Source organism: Mesorhizobium abyssinicae (genome assembly GCF_049887195.1).
Lineage (GTDB): Bacteria > Pseudomonadota > Alphaproteobacteria > Rhizobiales > Rhizobiaceae > Mesorhizobium > Mesorhizobium abyssinicae.
The window spans coordinates 38452-61371 of the sequence record NZ_JARAKC010000011.1 but is presented as its reverse complement, the minus strand read 5'-3'; the positions used below and the strand labels follow the sequence as shown (position 1 = coordinate 61371).

General features: G+C 60.0%; 21 protein-coding genes. 13 read left to right on the top strand and 8 right to left on the bottom strand.

What is annotated here, in order from left to right; all coding sequences use genetic code 11:
* The first annotated feature begins 22 nt into the window (after positions 1 to 22).
* Positions 23 to 1300 (top strand): glycosyltransferase family 4 protein, encoded by a 1278-nt coding sequence (locus tag PU724_RS22495; protein WP_354422878.1) that lies wholly within the window; start codon positions 23 to 25, stop codon positions 1298 to 1300.
* A 181-nt stretch (positions 1301 to 1481) separates the two neighbouring features.
* A complete protein-coding gene (locus tag PU724_RS22490; RefSeq protein WP_354422880.1) occupies positions 1482 to 2627 on the top strand; it encodes a glycosyltransferase in 1146 nt (381 codons plus the stop codon).
* A gap of 85 nt (positions 2628 to 2712) precedes the next feature.
* Here PU724_RS22490 and PU724_RS22485 read toward each other — a convergent pair whose 3' ends face one another.
* The 4 genes from PU724_RS22485 to PU724_RS22470 all read right to left on the bottom strand — a co-directional run bounded on the left by PU724_RS22485 (position 2713) and on the right by PU724_RS22470 (position 7809).
* A complete protein-coding gene (locus tag PU724_RS22485) occupies positions 2713 to 3645 on the bottom strand; it encodes a phytanoyl-CoA dioxygenase family protein (RefSeq protein ID WP_354422882.1) in 933 nt (310 codons plus the stop codon).
* A gap of 232 nt (positions 3646 to 3877) precedes the next feature.
* Positions 3878 to 4780 carry a glycosyltransferase gene (locus tag PU724_RS22480; protein ID WP_354422884.1) on the bottom strand — a complete coding sequence of 301 codons (903 nt, stop codon included), beginning with the start codon at positions 4778 to 4780 and terminating at the stop codon, positions 3878 to 3880.
* Positions 4781 to 5221: 441 nt separating this feature from the next.
* Complete coding sequence (locus PU724_RS22475; RefSeq protein WP_354422886.1) at positions 5222 to 6712, bottom strand: lipopolysaccharide biosynthesis protein; 1491 nt, start codon at positions 6710 to 6712, stop codon at positions 5222 to 5224.
* Positions 6709 to 7809, bottom strand: coding sequence for a hypothetical protein (locus tag PU724_RS22470; protein WP_354422888.1), 1101 nt, complete (start codon positions 7807 to 7809; stop codon positions 6709 to 6711). The genes PU724_RS22475 and PU724_RS22470 overlap by 4 nt, the downstream gene beginning before the upstream one ends.
* 200 nt (positions 7810 to 8009) lie before the next feature.
* On the opposite strand from PU724_RS22470, the gene PU724_RS22465 reads away from it, so the two are divergent.
* From PU724_RS22465 to PU724_RS22445, 5 genes are all read left to right on the top strand, one after another.
* Positions 8010 to 9122: a glycosyltransferase family 2 protein gene (locus PU724_RS22465; protein WP_354422890.1), complete on the top strand. Its 1113-nt coding sequence runs from the start codon at positions 8010 to 8012 to the stop codon at positions 9120 to 9122.
* Complete coding sequence (locus PU724_RS22460; protein WP_426213646.1) at positions 9109 to 10737, top strand: DUF4214 domain-containing protein; 1629 nt, start codon at positions 9109 to 9111, stop codon at positions 10735 to 10737. Before PU724_RS22465 ends, PU724_RS22460 begins: the two co-directional genes overlap by 14 nt.
* Before the next feature lie 371 nt (positions 10738 to 11108).
* Complete coding sequence (locus PU724_RS22455) at positions 11109 to 12170, top strand: NAD-dependent epimerase/dehydratase family protein (RefSeq protein ID WP_354422894.1); 1062 nt, start codon at positions 11109 to 11111, stop codon at positions 12168 to 12170.
* 5 nt (positions 12171 to 12175) lie between these two features.
* Positions 12176 to 13498, top strand: a complete 1323-nt coding sequence (locus tag PU724_RS22450; RefSeq protein ID WP_354422896.1) for a DUF4910 domain-containing protein — start codon at positions 12176 to 12178, stop codon at positions 13496 to 13498.
* 80 nt (positions 13499 to 13578) lie between these two features.
* A complete protein-coding gene (locus PU724_RS22445; RefSeq protein WP_354422898.1) occupies positions 13579 to 14304 on the top strand; it encodes a class I SAM-dependent methyltransferase in 726 nt (241 codons plus the stop codon).
* Positions 14305 to 14321: 17 nt separating this feature from the next.
* On the opposite strand, the gene rfbC is transcribed toward PU724_RS22445, so the two are convergent.
* Positions 14322 to 14861 carry a dTDP-4-dehydrorhamnose 3,5-epimerase gene (rfbC, locus tag PU724_RS22440; protein WP_354422900.1) on the bottom strand — a complete coding sequence of 180 codons (540 nt, stop codon included), beginning with the start codon at positions 14859 to 14861 and terminating at the stop codon, positions 14322 to 14324.
* Between the two features lie 356 nt (positions 14862 to 15217).
* On the opposite strand from rfbC, the gene PU724_RS22435 reads away from it, so the two are divergent.
* From PU724_RS22435 to PU724_RS22420, 4 genes are all read left to right on the top strand, one after another.
* A complete protein-coding gene (locus PU724_RS22435) occupies positions 15218 to 16513 on the top strand; it encodes a methyltransferase domain-containing protein (protein ID WP_354422902.1) in 1296 nt (431 codons plus the stop codon).
* A complete protein-coding gene (locus PU724_RS22430; RefSeq protein WP_292166675.1) occupies positions 16510 to 17325 on the top strand; it encodes a sugar phosphate nucleotidyltransferase in 816 nt (271 codons plus the stop codon). The genes PU724_RS22435 and PU724_RS22430 overlap by 4 nt, the downstream gene beginning before the upstream one ends.
* The gene (locus PU724_RS22425; RefSeq protein ID WP_292166673.1) at positions 17322 to 17975 is read left to right on the top strand and encodes a PIG-L deacetylase family protein; all 654 of its coding nucleotides are present in this window, start codon (positions 17322 to 17324) and stop codon (positions 17973 to 17975) included. Before PU724_RS22430 ends, PU724_RS22425 begins: the two co-directional genes overlap by 4 nt.
* A 184-nt stretch (positions 17976 to 18159) precedes the next feature.
* Positions 18160 to 18438, top strand: coding sequence for a hypothetical protein (locus PU724_RS22420; protein WP_187331225.1), 279 nt, complete (start codon positions 18160 to 18162; stop codon positions 18436 to 18438).
* 238 nt (positions 18439 to 18676) lie between these two features.
* Here the strand turns inward: PU724_RS22420 and PU724_RS22415 are convergent, their stop codons facing one another.
* Entirely contained in the window at positions 18677 to 19426 is a 750-nt protein-coding gene (locus PU724_RS22415; RefSeq protein WP_292166670.1) for a response regulator transcription factor, read from the bottom strand.
* Between the two features lie 373 nt (positions 19427 to 19799).
* Entirely contained in the window at positions 19800 to 20501 is a 702-nt protein-coding gene (locus tag PU724_RS22410) for a Crp/Fnr family transcriptional regulator (RefSeq protein ID WP_292166668.1), read from the bottom strand.
* Here PU724_RS22410 and PU724_RS22405 point away from each other — a divergent pair.
* Complete coding sequence (locus PU724_RS22405) at positions 20500 to 20694, top strand: hypothetical protein (protein ID WP_354422906.1); 195 nt, start codon at positions 20500 to 20502, stop codon at positions 20692 to 20694. The two genes, PU724_RS22410 and PU724_RS22405, sit on opposite strands and share 2 nt — an antisense overlap.
* A gap of 214 nt (positions 20695 to 20908) precedes the next feature.
* Here PU724_RS22405 and PU724_RS22400 read toward each other — a convergent pair whose 3' ends face one another.
* The gene (locus tag PU724_RS22400; RefSeq protein WP_292349429.1) at positions 20909 to 21133 is read right to left on the bottom strand and encodes a hypothetical protein; all 225 of its coding nucleotides are present in this window, start codon (positions 21131 to 21133) and stop codon (positions 20909 to 20911) included.
* A gap of 326 nt (positions 21134 to 21459) precedes the next feature.
* Here PU724_RS22400 and PU724_RS22395 point away from each other — a divergent pair, with 326 nt between their 5' ends.
* Positions 21460 to 22884 carry a hypothetical protein gene (locus PU724_RS22395; RefSeq protein ID WP_354422908.1) on the top strand — a complete coding sequence of 475 codons (1425 nt, stop codon included), beginning with the start codon at positions 21460 to 21462 and terminating at the stop codon, positions 22882 to 22884.
* The last annotated feature ends 36 nt before the right edge of the window (positions 22885 to 22920 follow it).

Genomic DNA, 22920 nt, shown 5'->3' with positions numbered 1-22920 from the left:
CGAAAGACCGGGGAAGGCGGACATGGGCAAGCTCGACTTCGACACGGCGGAGCCGCCACTACCGAGAGCGGCCGCGCCATTGAACGGCCACCGCGCCGAGACACCGCTGGCAAGGTCGCTTGCCGAAGCAAACGAATCCCCGATCGGCCATTCCGCTCGGCCGTGGGCGGACCGCGACGCGCCGAGACGGCGCTGGACGATAAACGGGGACTTCACGACGCTTCGGCCGACCGGCGTGGCCCGGTACGCCCGCGAGGTTACCCAGGCCCTCGATGCCCTCATTTCGGAACGGCATCCGCTCTGTCGCGACCTGGAGATCGACCTCGTGGCGCCGCGTCCGATTGCCGAGCCTCTTGGTCTCGATGCAATCCCCGTCCGGGTCGTTCCCGAATTCAGCAGGCCGCGCCTTCCGCAATTCTGGGTGCAGGCGCAGCTGCCTTGGCACGTGCCCGGGGGATTGCTGAGTTTCTGCAACCTCGCGCCGGTCGCGCTACGGCGTCAGATCGCCTGCATCCACGATTTGCACACCAGGCTCATGCCGGCGAGCTACGGGCGGGGGTTCCGATGGGCGCATCGCCTGATCCTGCCGGCGCTCGGCCGACGCGCCGCCCGCATCACCACCGTCTCGCAACTGTCGCGCAGCCATCTGGTGGAGTTCGGCATCGCGCCGGACGAGAACATCGTCGTCACCTACAATGGCAGCGACCATGCAAAGCGATGGGATGCGGCGCGGTCGTCGCTGACCGTCGACCGCGGCAGGCCGTATGTGCTCTGCCTTGGAAGGCGGGATCAGGAATACAAGAACATGCGGCTTCTCGCCAGGCTGGCCCCGCTTCTCGACGAGATGGGTCTCGATCTCTGGATGCCGGGCGATGTCGACGAGACCACGGTCCTGCGATACGTCCCGGCAATGCCCGGCAACCTCGTGCTGCTTGGCCGCATCGGCGATGACGACCTCAAGAAGGCGCTCGAGGGCGCCCTATGCTTCCTGTTTCCCTCGCGCATCGAGGGCTTTGGCCTGCCCGCCGTCGAAGCGATGGCGTCGGGCTGCCCTGTCGTGGCCTCGACCTCGCCCTGCCTCCCGGAAATCTGCGGGGATTCGGCTCTCTACGCCGATCCCGACAACGTCCAGTCATGGGCAGAACGCGTGCGCCTGCTGATGCTCAACCCGGCCTTGCGCGAGTGGCTGGTAGCCAAGGGATCCGCCAGGGCGAACAGTTATTCCTGGCGCTGGATCGCCTGGAAATACCTGGAACTCATGATCCAGGTCGACGCCGATTTCGGGGAGTTCGATAGTTGATCGCCTGTAAACGGGAAACCTTCCGGGGGACTTGTTCTTCGAAGCAGCCTGAGGCTCCCGCAAACATGTTGAAGTCGGCGCCCGGAAGCCGCCAACCGTCGATGAGGAAGCGCCGCATTTCCGATCTCTGCTTTGCTTTTCCAGTTCGTCTGATGGGCGGACTGAAATCCAGGAGAGCATGATGAACGAGTGGATCGACCTGGACAGATTTCAAGCTGCGGGCAAAGGACCGTCCCCCAAGGCGGTTCTTTTCGACAACTCGCTGTCGATCCTGAACAGGACCGGTGCCTATCACATCGCCAAGGACCTGACCCGGGAATTCGTCCCGAGCCGGGCTAGGGTCCGGTACTGGCGGTTGGGTTCATTCGCTCCCGAGAACCTGGTCCGCAAGATTGTCGCCCGGCTGATGATGCTGGAAATCAACTGGCTGCAGGACAGCGAGTTGTTCCTGATCCGCGACGAGGTCGAAAAGAATGGCATCCGGCTGTTTCTGGATCCGCTCTTCGTCCTGAGGTCTCGCCTGAGCGAGAACGACGTTGTCCTGTGCCACGATGTCGGCCCGTTGACGCACCGCGACCTCTACGACGAACGGACTTGCGCCAGCTACCGTCTGGCTTACGAGAAAATCCGACGCGCCAGACCTGGGGTCGTTTTCGTAAGCAATTTCTCCGCGACCCAATTCGAGTCCCTTTTCGGCTCCGACTTCCGGTTCCTGAAGACAATTCCGCTATATCTCCGCACCGAACTGTTCGACGGCCCGGCGGAGCCAGTTCCCGGCATAGGCAAGCCGTATTTTCTTACGGTCGGCGCATTCGAAACCCGCAAGAACCAGATCGCCGCGCTGAAGGCATATCGAGACGGCGGATTCCATCGTCAGGGTGTCGGATACGTGCTGTGTGGATCGCGCGGCGACGGTCATGCGGAGATCTCGGAACTTGCCGCGACCATAGGCGGCGTAAAACTCCTGGGTTACGTGTCCGACACGCAGCTGCGCTGGCTCTATGCAAATGCCGAGGCATTCCTGCTGCCAAGCCTTCTCGAAGGGTTCGGCATGCCGGCGCTGGAGGCTGCCTACATGGGACTGTTGCCGATCGTGTCCACCGGCAGCGCCCTCGTCGAGGCCGTGGGAGGCAAATGCATGCAGGTGCGGCCTGACGATCCGGCGGCGATTGCAGACGCGATGCGGACGGCGCTTTCCCGGACCCCTGCGGAGAAAGCTGAAACAAGCCGCTCGCTGCGCGATACAGCCTCAGCTGCAACCAAGGATCGTTTCCTGCGGCAATGGAGAGATTTGCTGACCGCAGGCGCAGTTGGAAGTGCATCTTAGACGAACCTACGAGCGCAAAGGCCAAGTCGCGTCGCTGCATCCCGGCGCAACTGCACCGCTCCTGCCCGTCGTCGCATTGACGCGTCTATTGGGCGGCGACAAGCCGGTCGCCGAACCGGAGCACCTTGTCGGCCGTTTCGGTGCCGTCATCGTAAAGCTTGACCACTTCCTCTGGCAGCAGCCGGCTGACGTCAGCCGCACAGATATAGTCTCGCATCGTGGTGCCCGTGCTGCGGGTATCCACGTTGGCGGCACCGCGGCGGGCGACCACGTCATCGAGATGGACCGTCCTAAAGTCGATGCTGTATCTCGCGACCCCGGTCGTGTTCGGAACGGTTTCGTGCAGTTGCGCGCCGGAGAAGGCAATGATGCCGCCCGGCGGTGGCAGATAGCGGAGCGATCGTTCGTTCAACTCTTGCTGCGGCTTCGGCTGCTCCCGTGCATCGCTCTTGACGTGCTTGGCGGCGTCGGCGCGGTTCTTGGTGTTCCATTCGTAGTAATTGTAGATTTCGGAATTGTTCTTCACCGGGGCATCGAAGTAGCCGGGATAGAACCCCATCGCGTTTTCCGGGTCGAGCGGATAGATCGGTATCCACCAGTTGATCTGGCACATCGGAGCCGAGTACCAGGTGTCGCGGTGCGGATGGAAAGCGTAGGCGATCCCCGACGACAGGAAATGGGACGGATAGGCCGACCTCATCCTCGGGACGTCGAAATAGAGCTTCTCCAGATCCATTCCCCGTTCCTGCATGATGAGGGAGATCAGCCTCTTGCATTCCGGGTGATGGATGAAGGCGGGTTTGGTCTTGCCAAGTATCGAGGCGACGTCCTCAGCCGTCAGGTGCTCGTGGATCGCTCGCGGATCATGCGGTGCGAACGCCTTTTCCAGCATCTCCCTGGCGAGGCCGATCAAGGCCTCGGTAGTCGGTGTCGCCGAGAAGATGAAGATGTCTCCCGAGTAAAGCCTGCGGCGACGCTCTTCGTCGTCGTGGTTCGAATCGATGAACAAGGCTGACATTGAAATCTCCCGCCGAAAGGAAACGCTGCCGCCAACGCATGCGCCGGCTCGAGAAGCTTGCCTGTTGGCCGCCGGCGGCGACAGCGCCTCATTCGGAGTAGGTAGCGACGCGAGGCATGCCATTTTGTCTTAGCGACTGCATAGGCTACCCCGAAAGTGGCATTCCCTAAGCCTATCAGCCGAGCAAGAATGGCGCGACACCGACGCGTCGCTTGCGGAGAATGCCTGCTCCCTACGCCATCTCTGATGGCGCCTTGCCTTCAGCAGCCTGACCTGCCTCGCCGAGCCAGGATAGGAAGGGGCCATAGCACGCATCGTAGGAAAAGAGCTTGGCGAACACACGCGCAGTTCCCTCGGATTTCTGACGCCGGAGGTCCGTATTGCTCAGCAGCGCGATGACCGCCTGTGCAAAGTCTGCCGCGCCATCAGCCACGATCGCTCCCTCATCGAGCTGATGGGTGTCGGCGGCGTCCACACCTATTGAGGTCGTCACGAGAGGGCGGCCGTAAGACATGGCTTCAGCCACTTTGATCTTGACGCCGGCTGTGCCGGATACCAGCGGGGCCACGACCACTTGCGCGCGCCGATACTCGGGAGCGAGGTCCGGCAACGGTCCCACACACTCGACGCCACCAGCAGGGGCGGCCTCACAAGTGAAGGCCGCTGTTCCGACGATCCGGAATCTAGCCGCGGCGCATGAGGTTCGAACCGTTGGCCAGATATCCGACAGGAACCAGGACAGCGCGGCGCGATTTGGGTCTGTGGCATTCCCGACAAAGAGGATGACGGGCTCATTGCTGCCGGGTTGCTTTTCGTGATTGTTGAAGCCCATGCCAAGAGGGATCACACGTTTCACCCCGAGCCGATCGCGGGCGTAGCAAGCGTCATCCATGCTGTTGAAACCGACGCATTCCGCCGCCTTCAGCGAGCGCGACAGTCCATGCTCCTCAGCCCAAATTTTGTCTGCGCCGGGGTTTTCGCCGGCCACCATGTGCGATGCGCCACGGCGGTGCTTGAAATGGCCAACGAGTGAGAAGACCCTGTGGCCGCCGCGAGAGAGCCGGGAAGCGAAATGCACGGCATCATGGAACAATACGACAGCGTCCGGTCTCAGCGCTCCGATACTTTCCAGCACCCACTGGACTTCCCCCTCTGGGAAGTCTCGCTCCGACATCGCAGGAACAGGAGCGGCCCTCCGTCCGAGGAGCCACCCGGCCAAATTTCCAGGGCCAAGCAATTCCGTGGATAGAAAAGTTCTCTGACCCAATCTGAGGCTTTTTCGAACCTGCCACGAAGAAAAGTTCTCTATCTCGTATGCGCTCCTGCAGATCGGGCTCCTTCTTCCGCGCGCTATGTCGGAAACATAACCGTGTACCTCGTGGCCGGACCTCCAAAGATATTGCCCGAACGCCTGAACATAGGCGCCGTCTCCGCCGAAGAAGGCGTCGTACGGATAGCTATGGACAATTGCTACAGTGACCATCTGCCACCTCGAAGAGCTTCACGGGAAGCAAATCGCCCACAAGATCCGGCGCACTGGATGCTCCGCCTGTTCGCCGGTCGATGTTTGGGTGCATCAAGCACTGGCCCGCGCCTCCCGCCGGAAGCTCAGCAGCACATCCTGAAACAGGTGCAGCTGCCCGAAGACGAACAACAAAACGAACGCATAGATGGCGCTCAGGACCACCCCTCCTGCCACGAGCCGCACAAGTGAAGAAACCGACGCGCCGAGATAGTGCTGTGCCGCCAGCGCACCCGCTGAGGCCACCATGCCTGACATCCACGGCCTCACGATCACGCGCAACAGGTCCCCGATTGAAACTGGCGTGTCGCGCAGGCTCCAGGCCAGGTGTGGATAGAGCCAGAGCACCAGCGCCGTGGAGTAGCTCAGGGCCACGCCCTCGGGGCCGAAGGAAATCCCGATGCAATAGGAAACGATGACAAGTGGGGCGATGGCAAAAGCCATATACAGGCTGCGCTTCTGCTTGCCGGTCGAGATGAGCAGCCAGTAGGTGGGGTTAATGATCCCCAATACCAGGATGGTGGGGGTAAGAAGCCGGAAGATGGTCGCCGCCTCTGTCCATTGCGAGCCCAGAACCACGGTTATGATCTCATGTGCGAATACGAATGAGAACATTGTGATCGGCACCGTTACCGCGATGACGATCGAATACCCCTTGAGGTAGAAGTTCCGTAACCGCGCGGAATCCTGCTGCATCCGCGATAGGGCCGAGAACAGTACAGCGCCGACGGCGCTGTTGATGGTCGCCGTTGGGATGCCGATCAGCTGGAAGGCCCGGGTATACATTCCAAGCGGCCCGGCGCCCCAGAACCGCCCAAGAAGGACTTTCTCGGCGTTGTAGCCAACATAGACGACGAGGTTATTCAGCGTGACGATCCCACCGAAATGCAAGAGCGAGCGAATGTTGGCGCCGCGTCGGGGAAGTCCAGGAACCCACCCGGTGGCAATCCAGAAGCCCAGACTATTGGTCGCCGGTGTAATGAGGGTCGGGGCGATCAGTGCCCAATATCCATAACCATGGAGCGCCAGCAGCACGCCTGCCACCATGCCCAGGCACAGGGCGCCCGTATCGATTGCGCTCAGGGTGACATAACGCAGATTGCGCTCCAGCAGGGCGGCATGCTGGACCCCGCTCGCGTTGAGCAGGAAACCTGGGGCGATCGCGATGGCTATCCAGAGCAGGCGTGGCTCGTTGTAGAAGGCGGAGATAGGATAGGCGCTCGCGGCGCAGAGCAGCGCGAGAAGGATCCCCACCAGTATGTTGACCCAGAACAATGCCGAGATCTGCTCAAACGAAATCTCATGCTTCTGGATAGTCGCGGAGGAAAGCCCGGCGGTGGTGAAGGCGTCGAAAATGCCTGTGAGGGCCACCACCATCGCGACCAGGCCGAAATCGTGGGGGCTGAGCAGGCGTGCCAGTGTGGCTATGTAGCCGACCCTGAGCATCAGGTTCGCGCCCTGGCTCACCATCCTGGCGACGCCACTGTAAACGGCTTCGTTCTTAAGGCTGCGCTCGCTTTTCGCAGCCAGGAGCTCGTCGGTCATGTGTCGCTGGCTGCATGCGCGCGTGTCTCCGTTTGAGCGGCCTGCGCATGCCTTCTCTGATCAGTTGTGTCGCAAGATGCCCGCTCGAGCCATACTTCTCGCCACCAGGGATATACGGCTCTTGGGCATTGCATCCGGCAATCGCTATACCGCGAATTGCACCAGACTTTCTCCAGGATGACGGCCGGTCCCCTGAGCTTGTTGATAAGCCCGGTCTTTTCATTAACAAACGTCGTTACCCGCGACCTGACTCTGAAGGTATGACCGCAATAAGGTACCATCTCCGCGTCGAAGGTGAGACCGACGCTTTTATTATCGGTATCTAGGGTCTCCAGGATCTCTTCATAGGACTTGACCCTGATCAACTCGCCCGGTTGGAGATCAAGCTTGATCGTTGGCACCGGCCGGCCGGCAGGGATTGATCCACGATATCGTGGAAACGGAACGCCACCATAGAGGCGCTGCACCTTGTCATAACCCCAGCTGACACCCACTGATAGTCTGGTGAGACCCAAACGGCGCAGGTAATAATAGCAACTGAACACTGCCGCATAAATGAGACCCACGGTTAGGCGCCACGCGCTGGCATTTCCTGAGGCGTAGTCTTCCAAGTATTGCCGAACATCCCACCATGGAAGCCGGGTGGTCGCCTCCAGAAGTTCGGTGGCTTGGCATGAATATCTCGGGCCGCCCGAAAATGGTTGGTTCTTGGCTCGTGTACCGGCCAGCACATCGGCCTCTGTGCAGCCTTCTTCGTTGCTCCGCAACTTGATGGTCTCATCCGTCGACGGCATGTCCACAGGCTTGAGCCATGCCTCCTTCCAGAAAATCAGGCACGCCGCCTGACAGCCTCCAAACGCGCTGCCATCGCACCTCAGGTTTTCCAGATGGATGCCGCCGGGCAACTTTCGTCCGCCAGCGAAATTGATCGTATCACAAGTCTTATGCGCCCGCTTGTAAACGCGAAAGCGACGACCGCAATATTGAAACATCTGCGGCATGAGCGGAAGATTCTCAAGCCGACCATCCCTGTCGAGCGTGCGAAGGATCTCTTCCTTGGACCGCACTTCCACCCAGTCGCCAGCCCTCAGTGACATGCACCACTCCCGCTGACAGCGCCCCGGAACCAATGTCATTTCATTGTGCCGAAACCATAGCATTCTTGGATTCCGCTGGCCGACCACAAATAGCAGTAGCTGCCCTCCACTTTTGACGGAGTGGACGAGCGCCGCCCTTGTTTCTTACGACATGGATCGGGCGGATAGGGCTACGTTGGCCAACCGCGGGGGGTGCAGGCATGCTGCAACCTCCATGGGGCGAACGTGGGCTTCTGCAGTATCCGCCTTACTACGGAAAGCGGCTCACAGCGAAGATGCAGAATCGCTGGTGCGGAGCGGGCGGTTTCCTGACGATGCGCAATCGGAGCGTGCTTATGCCCAGCGTTGACGTGGTCATTCCGAATTATCAGTACGGGCGATTCCTGCCGGGCTGTATCAACAGTGTGCTTTCGCAGGACGTAGAGAATTTGCGCGTGCTCGTCATAGACAACGCATCGACTGACGACAGCCTCGAGGTGGCCCGTGCCTTGGCCGCCACCGATCGGCGGATCCAAATTGTCGCTCATCCGGTCAATGTCGGTGTTACTGCCTCCATGAACGAAGGCATCGACCAGGCGGCGGCGGATTACTTTACGATACTTTGCTCCGACGACATTCTTGCGCCCGGCAGCCTGTCGCGTGCCATCTCCATCATGGAGAAACATCCCACGGTGACAGTTGCACAAGGAGCGGCGCAAATCCTTGATTTCGAGCTTGCTCTGCCGACCGGGCCAACCACTACAGATCCGCCGGCTTGGACAATTATTTCGGGATCAGAATATATAGAGAATATCTGCCGCCGCCCGCTACACCGCCCGGTCGGCTTCATATTGGTGCGAACCGCTGCGCAGAAACAGGCAGGTTATTACACTAGGGAGCTGCCCTTCACTAACGATCTTGAGATGTTGATGCGGCTTGTCAGTATAGGTGATGTTGCCGAGACAAATACGATTCAAGGAATTCGACGGGAACACAAGAATAATATTTCGAGTGCGTACTGGCAGGACTTCAAGCTTAGATTGGATGCCGTATATAGGGCTGTCGAGGCTTTCTTGTCGTCCTGCAACATGGCCAAGAAACAATCAGCCAAGTTGCTTACGCTTGCGCGAGTGAATTTGGCCTGCGACGCCTACTGGTCGGCCGTATCACACTTGATCCGCGGTCGATATCGTGAGGCCTTCGAACTGTTCAAATTCGCCTTCAGCCTGTCGCCACATTTGGCGATCCTTCCTCCAGTTGCCCATCTCCTCAGGACAAAGAATGTCCTCTCTCGGACCCGAATGGTTTTCTCCGAGGCATTTGGGCGAGGTTGATACGAGAGGGTGTCAGCGAAGTGCCAAATGGTTGGTGCGGGTCATGCCGCCCAATAGGCGTGGAATGACCACCGTCGAAAGGGGTAACGAGAGGCTCCACTCAACCGTATGGGCAAATTGCACCCAGCGTCTGCAGTCCCGACTATCCCGCCCTTCGACACCCGGCAGGGAGCCCGTTGCCATGTCCTTTCGTTTTGCAATCGCCGCAGCCTGCCTGCTGGCGACAGCCGCACCTGCTTCCGCCGATTTCCTCTGGGGCGTCAACGGCCATCCGATAAATTCCTATCCGGGCGTCCCGATCGACAAGCAGCTCGATTTCCTCAAGGATCTCGGCCTGAAATCGTACAGGGTCAACGTCACGGGCGAGGACAACGCGGATATGCTTGCCAGCCTTGTCGACGCTGGCAAGGCGAGGGGAATTGAGATCCTGCCGGTCCTGACACCGCAGGGTATCGATCTGGACAAGGACAGCCCTGAGGACCTCTACGGCAAGACCCGGAAACTCGCGGTCGCCCTCGGCACCAGGTTCAAGGACGACATCCGTGTTTGGGAACTCGGCAACGAGTTGGAGAACTACGCCATCATCAAGCCGTGCGAGAAGCGCGACGACGGCACACAATATCCGTGCGGATGGGGCCCCGCGGGGGGAGTGGGAGCGCTCGATTACTATGGCCCGCGCTGGGTAAAGGTAAGCGCCGTTCTCAAAGGCCTGTCCGATGGCATGATCGAGGTCGATCCGGGGATCAGGAAGGCGTTGGGCACTGCCGGTTGGGGCCACGTCGGCGCGTTCGCGCGGATGAAGCAGGACGGGATCGCTTGGGACATCTCGGTCTGGCACATGTATGGCGAAGATCCGGAATGGGCCTTCCGCGAAATGTCGGGCTACGGCAAGCCGATCTGGGTCACTGAATTCAACAATCCTAACGGAAGTGAGCGCAGCGAGCGGCTGCAGGCCGAAGGCATCAAGCAGGCCATGACGCAGCTTCGCGCGCTCAGCGAGAAGTACAAGGTCGAGGCCGCGCATATCTACGAACTGTTCGATGAGACCTATTGGGCTCCCAGCTTCGAAGCGAAAATGGGATTGGTGAGACTAACCCCCGCATCCGATGGCAAATGGCGGGCCGGCGAGCCGAAGGCCGCCTACAAGACGGTGCGTGACTTCACTCGCGGTCCACGGCCGCCAATCAAGCCGCACTGGGAATGTGATCCGGAAACCACGGCCGCGGCCAAGTCCACGCCGGTGCGGCAGGCAAGTTTTGTCTACTGCCTCATCCTCGGCCACGAAGGCGACAGCGCCAGCGTCAAACAGTGGGCGGCGGCGCTGGAGAGCGGACAAGCCAAACTCCCCGACATGATCACGGCAATGATAGGCTCGGACGAATTCGAAACCAGATACACCACGATCGGCCTGACCGACCGCGAATATATCGGCTTCCTGTATCTGCTGCTTCTGGACCGTCCCGCGGATGGCTACGGGCTCGAAACCTATGTCGTCCAATTGCGCGCAGGCTCGATGACGCGCGAGGCCGTGGCCTTCGGAATCGTCACCTCGGCGGAGTTCCAATCCAGACATGCCGCTACCCGCGACGCTTCCGCGGTCGCGACTCCTGGGTGAAGCGGAACCATCGGGTGGCATTCGGAAATTGCTTGTCAGGCGCACAAGGTCGCGACCTTTGACAGGAGCGGCGGCGCCGGCGGCGGCAGCCGGCCATTTGTTTGCCCTTAGGCTTGCATCGGCAAGATGCTTTCGCGCAGGGCTGCAAGCCGAGTTGACCGGCCAGAGAGCAGAGACACGAATTCAGGATTTCCTCCTCTCCACGCTCAGGGAAAGAGCCGAAAGGGTTAGGCGCGCACCCCCCGAAAGAGGTAGCCGGCGGCACGGTTTCGTCCAACGGGGCAGGCTGATCTCCCATTGAAGTTCTCCCCGCACGCCTTTGAGGCCAAGTAGCCTCTCCTCGACTGTGTCTGCTCGAAGAAAGGTGTGCGATGAAAGTCATGGTGACCGGCCATCTAGGCTATATCGGCTCGGTAATGGTGCCGATGCTGCTCCGCGCAGGGCATGCGGTCTGCGGTTACGACAGCGATCTCTACCGGCGCTGCACCTTTGCCTGCGGCGGAGAGCAGGCGTTTGTCCCCTCCCTCCTGAAGGACGTCAGGGATGTGGATGCGCGCGACCTCGAAGGCTTCGACGCCGTCATCCATCTGGCGGCACTTTCCAACGACCCGCTGTCCGATCTCGATCCCGGCGTCACCTACGAGATCAACCACAGGGCCACGGTCCGTTTCGCGAAGGCGGCCAAGGAGGCCGGCGTGTCGCGCTTCCTGCTTGCGTCGTCGTGCAGCAACTACGGACAGGCCGGCGACGGCATGGTCGACGAGACCTCTGTGCTGAACCCGGTGACGTCCTACGGTTGGTCCAAGGTGCTTTCGGAACGGGATATTTCGGAGCTGGCCGACAGCAGCTTCTCTCCCATTTATTTCCGCCCGGCGACGGCCTACGGCGTGTCGCCCAGGCTCCGCTTCGACATCGTGCTGAACAATCTCGTCGCCTGGGCAGTCACGAAGGGGGTGATCCTCCTCAAGTCCGATGGAACACCCTGGCGGCCGATCGTCCACATCGAGGATATTTCCAGGGCGTTCATCGCCGGACTGGAAGCGCCGCGCGAGACCGTCCACAACGAGGCCTTTAATGTCGGAAGCACTGAGCACAACTACAGGATCCGCGACATAGCCGAGATCGTGGCCGAGGTCGTGCCGGGCTGCAGGCTCGAATTCGCGTCCGACGCGGGACCGGACAAGCGGTCGTACCGCGTCAGCTTCGACAAGATCGCGCGTGCCCTTCCTGCCTTCAAGCCGCAATGGGACGCCCGCAAGGGCGCCGAGCAGCTCTACCAGGCCTACCGCGAGGCCAATGTCACGCTCGAGGAATTCGAGGGGCCGCGCTTTCAGCGCATCGGCCACATCAAGTATCTTCTGGCCAACCGGCTTCTGGACAACCGGATGCGGGTCGCCGAACCTTCACGAAAGCTGGAGGCAGCGGCGGGCTAGCTGGAATGGAACATCTAAACCCCGAGGGTTTGCGCTCGCCTCCGCCCCCAGCCAGCCTAGGCCAGGAAATCTATGCTTTGGCCGAACGCCTCTTTCCAATTTGCAGGAGCATTACCGGGGACGGCGTGCGGCAAACGCTGGATCTCCTGTCGGGACAGGTCGACTTGCAACGGCATGAGTTGCCGACCGGCACGCAGGTTTTCGACTGGATTGTTCCGAAGGAATGGAACATCCGCTCGGCGCGCATCGCGGGCCCCGACGGGCAAACGGTCGTGGATTTCGCCGACTCCAACCTGCACGTCGTCAACTACAGCGTCCCCTTCAAGGGCACGCTGCCGCTCGACGAGTTGCGCAAACACATCCACACATTGCCCGAGCAGCCGGACCTGATCCCTTACCGCACCTGCTACTATGCTCCGGCATGGGGCTTCTGCATGGCCCACGACCGCCTGGCAAAAATGCCTGACGGTCTCTATCACGTGGAGATCGATGCCGAGCTCACGGACGGCAGCCTCACCTACGGCGAATACCTGCACCGCGGGCAGTCGGAGCGGGAGTTCCTTCTTTCGGCGCACATATGCCATCCCTCGCTGGCCAACGACAATTGTTCAGGCCTGGCCCTGCTGGCGATGCTTGCGAAAAGCCTGAAGGCAAAAAAGACACGATACAGCTATCGCTTCCTGTTCGCTCCAGGCACGATCGGCTCGATCGCGTGGCTGTCCCGCAACGAAGACCGGGTCCATCTCATCGATCACGGTCTGGTGCTGTCATGCGTGGGTGACGCCGCACGCCCGGCATACAAGCGCAGCCGCCGCGGCGACGCCATCATCGACCGCGCCATGGCCCATGTGCTTGGCCGTGAAGCCGGGGCCAGGCTTATCGACTTCTCCCCTTACGGCTATGACGAGCGGCAATATTGCTCGCCGGGCTTCAATCTTCCGGTCGGCATGTTCCAGCGCGCTGTTCACGGCACCTTTCCCGAATACCACACGTCCGCCGACAACCTCGACTTCATCAGGCCAGAGCACCTGGAGGACTCCTTCCGCATCCTCACGGAAGTGATCGACATCGTCGAAGGGGAATGGACCCCTTTGAATCTCTTTCCCAAGGGCGAACCACAGCTCGGCAGGCGCGGCCTCTACGCCGCGCTCGGAGGACAGAAGTCTTCGGGCGCGACCTCGATGTCCCTGCTTTGGGTGCTCAATCTCGCCGACGGTCGGCATTCGCTTCTCGCGATGGCGGAACGCTCGGGTCTGCCGTTCAGGGAACTGGCGGCCGCAGCGAGGCTGCTCTCGGATCATGGTCTATTGGCCGAGGCGGAGCCATGAAAACTATCCAGCACTAGCGTCGAGGCCCAAATATCACTTCCGTTATGGTTCGGCCTTCAAAGGAATTCAGGGGGAAGCTAATGGGCATAGAAGAATACGTTCCGGAGCCACTAAGAGATCCATACCGACGTCTACGGTCGGTTTTGAAGAATGGAACGCTGGCTAAGTCTAATTCCGAGATTTTCAACTCGATTTACAAAACGGCGATCTGGGGGAAGACGGAGGATGGGGCTGCTTGCTCAGGGTCGGGCTCCTACGACCCCTCAGTCGCAACTTATGTTGCATTCGTGAAAAGGTTTATTACAGACAATAGCGTTGCAAGTATCGTTGAGATTGGATGCGGCGATTTTGAAATTGGACATCAGTATGCCGATTATGCCAGATGTTATCTGGGAGTTGATGTTTCGTCGTTCGTGATCGAGAAAAATCGAGAAAAATTCGGTCGTGACGGGATTTCCTTCGAGCATTTCGATGCGAGCAAACGAGATATCCCAAGATCAGATCTGTGCATCATCAGGCAAGTTTTGCAGCACCTTGATAATAACACCATCGCTGATATTTTGGCGCGCACGACTGCACACAAGTTCGTTCTGATTACGGAGCATTTGCCCGCGCCGTCCAGACTTAAAAAACCAAACCTCAACAAGTGGACGGGCCCGGACACTCGCGTTGTGTTCAATTCGGGGGTGTACGTCGACCTGCCACCATTCGGGCGGGAAGGAACAACGGTGCTGAGTCTACCCGTAGCAAATCCGCAGGCCGGTCCCGGAGAGGAGATGAGGACGACACTGCTTGTAAACCCTTAGGAGTTGGAGCCCAGAGGTCAAGACACCAGCTTCTTCAGCAGCGGCCAGTTCATGTCCCGCTCCGACATTGCTGTCGGCAGCAAGGGCCAGTTAATCGAAAGCGCCGGGTCGTTGTAGTGGACGCCGGTCGATGCATGGGGCGTGTAGAACTGCGATATGAGGTAGGCGACCTCGGCGTCGTTCGTCAGGGTCTGGAACCCGTGCGCGAACCCGGCGGGGATATAGACCTGTTTCATGTTTTCGGGCGTCAGCTCGAAGCCCATCCAGCTGTGGCGTGTCGGTGAGTTCGGGCGCAGGTCGACGACGACATCGAAGATCGCACCACGCACGCAGGAGACCAGCTTCACCTCGCCGTACGGATCCTCCTGATAGTGCAATCCCCGCAGCGTTCCTCTTTTGACCGAATGCGACCGGCTGTGCTGGACAAAGCGCGTTGCCAGCCCGCAATCGGCCATCTCCTTTTCGCAGAACAGGCGGGTGAAGGAACCCCGGTCGTCGATCACGGGCGTCGGTTCGATCAGCCAGATGCCCTGCAGCTTGGTTTCGGTGAACCGCATGTCGACCTTGGCCCCACGGTGGCCGGGTGAGGACCGGCGGTCCGATTGTCGGCACCGTGTGAGCGGGCTGGAAGAGCTACCTAAGCGTTAGATGCTTCTCCGATCGCAGTATCCCGGACCGGCCGCACTACCCGTTCGGTGGTCTTGGCGACGTCACGGCCACGGCCGTTTCCCCATAAGGATTAAGCTACCCAACGGATTGGCAAATCGAACCCGGGGACGAGCCGTCCTAACCTGCGTGGAAAAGAAGCGCTCTCCGCAACGAAGCGCTGCCTAGGAAGGCGTGGTGGTTCCCGGTTCATCGTTTCAGGCCACCGCGTCTCCGTTTTTTCAAGCCGGCGCGAGGAGAGTACGGAATGAACGTCCAGGCTGCCGAGATCCTTCGTGCCCCCAGTACAGCACACCGGATCGTCAGCTGCAGGCTCTGCGGATCGCGCCTGCAGCACACACTGGTCGACCTTGGCATGTCGCCGCCTTGCGAGAGCTTCCTGCGCGCCGACCAGCTTGACCAGCTGGAACTGTATTATCCGCTCAACGTCCTGGTCTGCGACAGCTGCTATCTGGTGCAGCTCAAGGAGTATGTGAGCGCCGAGACCATCTTCAGCGAATACGCCTACTTCTCCTCCTTCTCGACGAGCTGGGTGGCCCACGCGAAAGCCTATTGCGAGCAGGTCACGAAGCGACTTGGGCTTGGCGGCCAAAGCTTCGTGGTCGAGCTGGCAAGCAATGACGGCTACCTGTTGCAGCACTTCCTGCCGCTCGGCGTTCCGGTGCTCGGCGTCGAGCCGGCGGCCAATGTCGCGCATGCCGCGGTTGAGAAAGGCGTCCCCACGCGGGTCGATTTCTTCGGCGCGCGGCTGGCAAATCAGATGGTGGCCGAAGGACGTCGCGCCGATCTCATCATCGGCAACAACGTCCTGGCTCAGGTGCCCGACCTCAACGACTTCGTCGCCGGAATGAAGATCCTGCTCAAGCCGGATGGCGTGATCACTCTGGAGTTCCCGCACATCGAACGGCTGATGGCGGAGAACCAGTTCGACACCATCTACCACGAGCACTTTTCCTACTTCTCGCTGCTGACGATCGACCTGATGGCGGCTCGCCATGGGTTGCGGCTGATCGACGTCGAGGAACTGCCCACCCATGGCGGGTCGCTGCGTGTCTATCTCGCTCACGAAGACAGCAGATGGACCGTGGACGATCGTGTCGCCGAACTCCTCGACCGCGAAAAGCGGCACGGGCTGACGGAAATGTCGACCTACGCATCCTTCGGCTACAAGGCGCGGCGCGCCAAGCGCGATCTCCTGGCGTTCCTGATCTCGGCCAAGAACGAGGGCAAGAGGATTTGCGGCTACGGCGCGCCCGGCAAAGGCAACACGCTGCTCAACTACTGCGCCATCGGCACCGACTTCCTCGACTTCACTGTGGACCGCAATCCTTACAAGCACGGCCGCTTCACGCCGGGCATGCACATCCCGATCAAGCCCATCGAGGCGATCGACCAGGCAAAGCCTGACTACATCCTCATCCTGCCGTGGAACCTGAAGGATGAGATCATGCGGCAGATGCATCACGTCGTTGCCTGGAACGCGAGATTTGTGGTGGCAATCCCCTTTGTGACAGTGATCGATCCATCGGAGTTACGGAAATGAAAGTTGTCCTCTTCTGCGGCGGCCGCGGGACGCGCATCCGCGACTATTCCGAAAGCGTTCCGAAGCCGATGATTCCACTCGGCCATCAGCCGATCCTGCGCCACGTCATGCAGTGGTACAGCGATCATGGCCACGACGAATTCATCCTGTGCCTCGGCTACAAGGCCAACGTCATCAAGGACTTCTTCCTGCACACCCGGCCGGAGACGTTTTCCGATTGCGTCGTCACGCACGGGGGAGAAGACGTCAAGCTGCTCGGCGACACGATCAAGGACTGGAGCATCACCCTGCTCGACACCGGCATCTGGCGCAATATCGGAGAGCGGCTGTGGGCCGCGCAAAACCATGTCCGCAACGAGAAGATGTTCCTGGCCAACTATTCCGACGGCCTGACCGACGTCGACCTCGATGACATGATCGCGAAGTTCGAGGCCAGCGGTAAGATCGGCTGCTTCCTGGCCGTGCATGCGCCGCTGACATATCACCTCGCCGACATCGCCGAAGATGGCCGCGTGCGCGAGTTCCGCGCGGCGGAGACGTCGGAGATCTGGATCAATGGCGGCTACTTCGTATTCCGCCCTGAAATCTTCGACTACATGCGCGACGGCGAGGAACTCGTCGTCGAACCCTTCAGGCGGCTGATCGAAGACGACATGCTGATGGCGTACAAGCATGAGGGGTTCTGGCGGTCGATGGATACGCTGCGCGATTGGCAGTCCCTCGAAGACATGGTCGAAAAAGGCGACATGCCCTGGAACATGAGGGTCACGGCGGAGAAGAACAGACGCAGCATCGTGTTGGCTGCATCATGAGAGGCCTTGGCCTCGCACGTCGCGGGGAGGCACTCTCGATCCTCTGCCTTGGTGCTCATTCCGACGACATCGAGATCGGCGCCGGCGGCACGATACTTAGCCTGATAGCATCGGGGGTCAAACTGGACGTTTGCTGGTGCGTGCTGAGCGCTCGTGGCCAGCGGTCGGAGGAGGCCAGGGCATCGGCAGCTGCTTTCCTAGAGGGAGCGAGTTCATCCATGGTCGAGGTCGCGGATTTTGAGGACAGCTACTTCCCCAGCCACAGCCGATCGATAAAGCAGTGGCTGATCGATGTCAGGTCGCGGGTCGATCCCGACGTGGTCTTCACGCACGCCAGGTTCGATGCTCATCAGGACCACCGGGAGGTCAACCAATTGACCTGGAATGTCTTCCGCGATCATCTGGTGCTCGAATACGAGATCCCGAAGTGGGACGGCGACCTCTGCCAGCCGAATGCATACGTGCCGCTCACGGCCAGCGTGCTGGAACGCAAGATCGAGCTTCTCCACCAGCACTTCGGGACGCAGCGCTCCAAGGACTGGTTCGACCGCGAAACCTTCGTCGGACTTGCGAGATTGCGCGGAATGGAATGCCGGGCAGCCGAGCATTTCGCCGAGGCTTTCACGTTTCGGAAAGCCAGAATTCTCTGAGGGTTTCGCGCCAGAAACTAACAGTGGATCATGGGGTGAAAGAGCTTTGAACGTATACGGCGATCTGCTACCAAACTTGCCTGTCGTCGTCCGGCGAAACAGATATTTCCAGGATAGACAGGCACGCAAGCAGCGATCCAAGCCAACGCATTTTTGCCGATGCGTTCTAAAGGAATTGACTAAGGTGGGCCAAGCAGCACTTGCTCCTGGATTTTCGCTCAACGAAGCTCGAATCGGAACGGTCGAGGGGGGAGAATCCGGCCTTCTTGTTTGGAAATTTGGCCAGTTGGTTGCTGTCCTCACCCGGATCGACGAGGAAGCCTATTCCACGAAGGGAAAATGGTTCCTCGAGACGGGCTTCGGATTGCTGAGCGGGCAGCACAAGAACTTCGACACGATCGAGGAAGCCGTAAGCTGGGTCGGCAAGTACACCTTCCCTAGCGCCGCCAACTCTGCAGATTGATCTGCGGATTCCAAAACACCAGCCTCTATGCCTCGGGAGCGCTCAAGGTTCCTTCGGCGCAGTGTCAGCCGCGGCCGAGCTGCGCGTAGAAATGGCCAACGGACGTCGTCTCCGTCTCGTTGCCGGCTCTAATGTTTTTTTTAAACTGGACGTAGCTGGACGTGCGAACACTCCGTTCCGGCGGCAACCTGAATGTCGGCTCAGGTTCCGCTGGAACGGTGGGTTCTATCCAAAACAATCACTTCTCGGCCAGCGTTCCTTCCGCGAAGAGATCGTTGACCTTGTAGGCGACTTCCGTGCGGTTGGTCGCCTTCAGTTTCTTCATGATATTGCGGATATGCACTTTCACGGTGCTTTCGCGCAGGTTCAGTTCGTAGGCGATGATCTTGTTCGCCTTGCCACGCCGGAGCGCCTGCGCCACTTCGGCCTGCCTGAGCGTGAACATTCCAGTCAAAGGCTGCGTGTCGCGGCTGCCTGAATCGATCAGATGCCGCATGGAAAGAACGCTGCTCGCCGGAACGAAGATGCCTCCGGCTGCCGCAAGGTTGATCGCCTCGACGCAGACATCGATCCCCACGGAGGTCGGAATGTAACCTCGCGCGCCGCATTCGAGAGCCGTCAGGATCTGTGTCAGCTCTTCGTTGTCGGCCAGGATGACCACGGGGATTGATTTGAACTCGGACGATATGTGCCTGATCTCGTCCGCTATGCCATGATCGGTGACCTTCCGGCCGCCGAGGTTGAAGAGTATGGCGACAAGCGGAGGGGCCGAGCCCTTCTTCGAACGCCATTCTTCGATTGAACCCATGGCGGCGACCGCCATGCCGAGTTCGTGCTCTACAAGGGCCGATGCTAGACACTCGCGGTCTAAGGCCCTGCCATCCAGGATGAGGAGGCATTCCCTGCTGGAGGCGTTTTCGGTTCCGTTGGCTGGAACTCGCGGCTGATTGGCCGAAGCATAATTAGACAGTCCTGCTGCGGTACTCATACTACCCACCCTTTCCCACACCGAGCCGCCTTCCGGCGGCCGACATAAACTCCTTGTCCTCTAGATTTGGAAGGTGATCCCCAACCCTACGCCAAAACTTGACGCTCTTTTGCCCTAGCCCTGGCGTCTTTGGCAGTTTCCCGGTTTGCCCCCGAAGAAACGGCTTGGGTAGTTTAGAACCAAATCATTAGGGGTCTCTAACATAGGTTAATTTTTAGTAAATTTCTGGTCGAAAGGCCTGCGTAGAAAATGGGCATCTCGATACACGCAATCAGCTGAAAAGGGGAGACACGGTCAGCCCGATGCACTGTGGCCTGGCGCCACGGGGAGGCAGGCCACGAGAATAAGACTAGGCCGTAGCGGGAGCGAAACCCTACCGCAGGTACTCATTGTCGAACCCGGCAACCTTGACCAGATTCTTGCGGTTGAGGACCTCCACATGGCCTGCCTTGAAAGAGACGAGATCGGCCTTGCGAAGTTCGCTCAATGTCCGGTTCACATGAACCGTGGTCATTCCGAGGATGTCTGCCAGCTCGTGCTGAGTGAGGGGGCACTCGTATCTGCCATGGGCAGACAGGCCAACGGAGGACAGCCTCTCTTCCAATTCGAGCAGGAAATGAGCAGTGCGGCTCATCGCATTCCGCCGCCCGACATTCACCAGATGTTCGGCAAGGATGGCGTTCGCCCGGGCCAGCGAGCAAGCGAACCTGTTGCCGAAGGTGCCCCCCGACAGGATGCGTTCGACCAGCGCCTTCCTGGACACCTCATGAACAGCCAGTTCCGTTATCGACGCCAGCGATGCGAAACGGGGACCGTCGACGGAACGCAAGCCGACAACGTCTCCCCACAACGGAGTGTCGATGATCTGACGCTCTCCGTCCAACAGCCCGCGGTAAAGCAGAGCCCAACCCGATTTCACGATGAATATTGTGTCGTCGTCATCATCCTGGCGGCACAGGATCGAGTGGGGTTTATAGATCTTGGGGGTGCCGAGAAAATCATTGTTCGCCCACTCGTTCTTGGACGATGTTTCCCCCGAATGATGTGACCCTATGAACTGCGACAGCGTCTGCATGGAGACCCGCGAGTTTGTTTCAATTTATGCACAACCTACAATAGTTGCTTTCAAAAAGCCAGATGTACACAACTTCGTGTGTTCTGGCCTTGCCGAATGCATCGTGCCCACCCGCCGCGCAAAACAGCCAATTGCATCAACGCTGCGCCGAACTTCAAAGTTCCGCATCGGCATGGATGCGGGTCGAAAATGACTTTTTCCGCTTTGGCGATTGGGCGGCGCGTCCGAAGGTAGGCAGTGATTACCCGGCGCGCGGGCGCCGTGCGGCGAACACACCGCCGGCCAGTTCCCGGATAAGTTGAGAGGTAAGCGGGGCTCCGCCTTAGGGCAGGCGTCCATGGCATCGACGGGACAGCAGGGTCACCTCGTCCGCCGGCTTCGCGGACGCCGCCCGTGAAGTCCAAGTCTCAGGCGTTTCCTTTGGGATTGGCGTCACGCAGCCACTGCGTCTCCAAGGCCGTTCCGTCGGCCCGGATCACGGCTTCGAAGGCGTCGATCAATCTTTTGGCGGCTCTGCTTGCAATGTGTGACTCCGGGTATCTGGCCTTCACCTCCCGGGCGCGGTCGTAGACTTCCTTGAGCTGCCGGAGTTGCTTGGCTCGCAGCGCACCCTGCATGACCTGGCCGGTCATATCGTTTCTCCTCCTCCTGTCGGAACGCCAAGCAGGCCGCCCGCGGCTTGCGTCCTCCCAGCCAGCATCCAGCCAGCAAGGCAGCTTACATCGTGCCGAGGTCTCCAGCACATTGACCCCGCTTAAGCTTTAGTACGTATCGTCAGCCCGGCCGTGCGCAGGCTCATTCGGAAGGAGTATCGGCTGCCATCCTACTGCCGTGGGATGTCCAGCTACGCCCTTTGGCTTCCTTGTCCGGGCTCCTGGTCTGCCGAAGTATGGGGTGTGGAACACAGGCAGCCTGGCGACATCCAAACCGCGACTTGTGCGAGAAAGGCCGAGCGACCATGCAGGTCTCGATTCCGGGACTGACAGTGTGCGCTGCCATCTTGATTGTCGCTTACTATTCCCGCGGCATGTTGATCATCGGGCTGATTGCATCCATGGCATTCGGCGCCACGGCTGCCATGATCCTTACGGCGCTCGGCGGGTCATCTCCGCAGATCTATACCCTGTTTGCGGCCTTGCTCGTCATGGCCGTCACAGCAAGGCGCCACATCTGGTTTGAGCTAGGCAGCGTGTTCGGGAGCATCCGCCCGATCTGGATACTCGCAAGCCTCATGGCCTACGCAGTCATCGGAGCCTGGCTGTTTCCAAGATTCTTCGCCGGACAGACCATCGTCTTCGTGCAAGCGAAAACCCGCGGCGCCGTCGTTGAAGCCGCTCTGGCGCCGGTCTCCGGCAACATTTCGCAGACGGGCTATTTCATTGTTGGTGGGCTCACGGCCGTCGCCCTTTGTGTTCTGTTGCTGCACTCCGACAGGATTGACCAGGTTCGCCGCGGCTTCTTCTTGTGGTGCGGTCTGCACACGGGCATGGGGCTGATCGACTTCATAGGCAAGAGTGCAGGGGCGGGAGACCTGCTGGCTCCAATCAGGACCGCCAGCTACGCTCTTTTGACCGACGCGGTCGAGGCGGGGTTCGTGCGGATCGCAGGAGCATTTTCGGAGGCCTCGGCTTTCGCGAGCGCATCGCTCGCCTGCCTGGCATTTTGCTACACGTACTGGCGAATGACCAAATCGCACCTTGCCCAATGGCTGGCGGGTATTCTGCTCTTCCTGGTCATTCTGTCGACATCATCGACCGCGTACATCGGGCTGGCTCTCCTCTGCATCCCGGTCGCCTTCATGATGTTGCTTTCGGTTCTCAAGGGACGGATTGAGCGCGAGGAGATATTGATAACCGCTCTGATGGCGACAGGCATGGTCGCGATAATCGGCATCAGCCTCTACGACGCCGGCGTCCTCGACCCCTTCGTGAGGCTCATCAACTCCACCATTATCAACAAGGCGAATTCCGCCTCCGGCGAGGAGCGCGCCTACTGGAACGTCAAGAGCCTGCAGTCCATCGTGGACACCAGCGGCCTCGGCATAGGTTTCGGCAGTTCGAGGGCATCGAGCTGGCCGATCGCGGTCCTGTCCCAGCTTGGCTTCTTCGGATCGCTTATGATGGCACTCCTGCTCGGTGTCCTGGTCAGCGGCATTGGCCGCGTGCGGGAATGGGTCGATCCGGAAACCGATGCCGTCGTTACGAGCGTCAGGAACGCGGCCCTGGCCGGCCTGGTGGCCAGCTCGGTGTCGGCCGGCAGCGCCGATCCAGGCATTCTCTTCTTCATCGCATTTGCCGTCGTTGCCACCGCGAGGGTCCGCGCCCGGCGCGCCATGGCCGCATTTGAACGGACTCGGCATCGGTTGGTCGCACAGGCGCTATGAACGGCTCCGGACTGGCAACGCAGGCCGCTGGTCGAG